Consider the following 1,398-nt stretch of genomic DNA (forward strand, 5'->3'; position numbering starts at 1 on the left):
ACGGTCGCGACCAAACTGCTCTTGTAAACCAGAAGTCGCGCGAAAAACCCCACCGAAGTGGCCAACGTCTTCACCAAAAATCACCATGCGCTCGTCGGCAGTCATGGCTATTGATAACGCCTCATTGATGGCGTGTAACATATTCATTTGAGCCACGGTTTAGAGTCTCCCTGCGCTTTTTGGATAGGCTTTCGGATACTTAGCAATGTGTTCTTTCAGCTCTTTAAGCTGTTTTCTCAATGCTGGAGTCGGTTTATCAAGCACATCTTCGATAATTTCATCTAGTTTCGGAATAGGTAACTTTTCAGCCACTTTAACTGCTGCTAGCACTTCTTCGCGATAACGTTCAAATAACTTGGCTTCATCGGCTTCAGTTATCCAGCCTTTATTAACCATCCATAACTTAAAACGTTTTACTGGATCGTGTTGCTGCCATTTGGCTTCTTCTTCTTTTGAACGATAACCCGATGGATCGTCTGATGAAGAATGCGCGCCCAAACGATACGTCATCGCTTCAATTAATACCGGTGCATTATGTTCTAGTGCGTGGGCACGAGCTTGTTGCGTGGCAGCTAACACCGCTAGCATGTCGTTACCATCTACACGAATGGTATGCATACCGTACCCAACTCCACGACTCGCAATACCGTTACCGGCAAATTGCTCTTCTGTAGGGGTTGAAATAGCATAACCATTGTTACGACAGAAAAAGATGGTCGGAGACTTAAGCACTGCAGCCATGTTCAAACCAGCATGGAAGTCACCTTCTGATGCTGCACCTTCGCCAAAGTAACAAATGGCGACGTTACGCTTGCCTTGCAGCTTCATACCATAAGCAACACCTGTGGCTTGTGGAATTTGGGTCGCCAGTGGTGATGAAATGGTTTGGTAGTTGAGTTCGCGGCTGCCGTAATGAATCGGCATTTGACGACCTTTACCTAAATCTTTCTCGTTACTGAACATTTGATTCATAAATTGTTCAGTCGTAAAACCGCGATAACGCAATGAGGCGTGCTCACGATATTGAGCCAAAATGACGTCGTCTTTATCAAGCGCTGCTGTGCTGCCAATAATTGAGGCTTCTTCACCGGTACAGGTCATGTAAAAACTAATCCTTCCTTGACGCTGCGCACCCAACATACGCTCGTCTAATACGCGTGTAAAAACACAAGTATCAAAGATTTTTTCGGCCAAAGCCTTGTCGATTACTGGTAGAACCGCGTTTTCATACGTAGTGCCATCGGCTTGCAAAATACGCAAAATGGGGATGTGCAATGACGCTTTGTCTAAGAAGCTGACACGGTGCACTGTTTCATTGGTCAGTGGTGCGTTGCTCATATTATGCTCTTGTTATTGTTGAGCCATGTTCAACATAAACATGGCTCTATTTATACTATG

General features: G+C 45.2%; 1 protein-coding gene and 1 pseudogene. Both read right to left on the minus strand.

The window, feature by feature from the left end; translation table 11 throughout:
* Positions 1-156: pseudogene (locus CXF78_RS00525) on the minus strand (alpha-ketoacid dehydrogenase subunit beta); the annotation flags it as partial.
* 3 nt (positions 157-159) lie between these two features.
* Positions 160-1,338, minus strand: coding sequence for a thiamine pyrophosphate-dependent dehydrogenase E1 component subunit alpha (locus tag CXF78_RS00530; protein ID WP_011637396.1), 1,179 nt, complete (start codon positions 1,336-1,338; stop codon positions 160-162).
* Between the last annotated feature and the right edge of the window lie 60 nt (positions 1,339-1,398).

The sequence above is a fragment of the Shewanella sp. 11B5 genome (assembly GCF_002836795.1).
In the GTDB taxonomy this organism is placed as follows: Bacteria; Pseudomonadota; Gammaproteobacteria; order Enterobacterales; family Shewanellaceae; genus Shewanella; species Shewanella frigidimarina.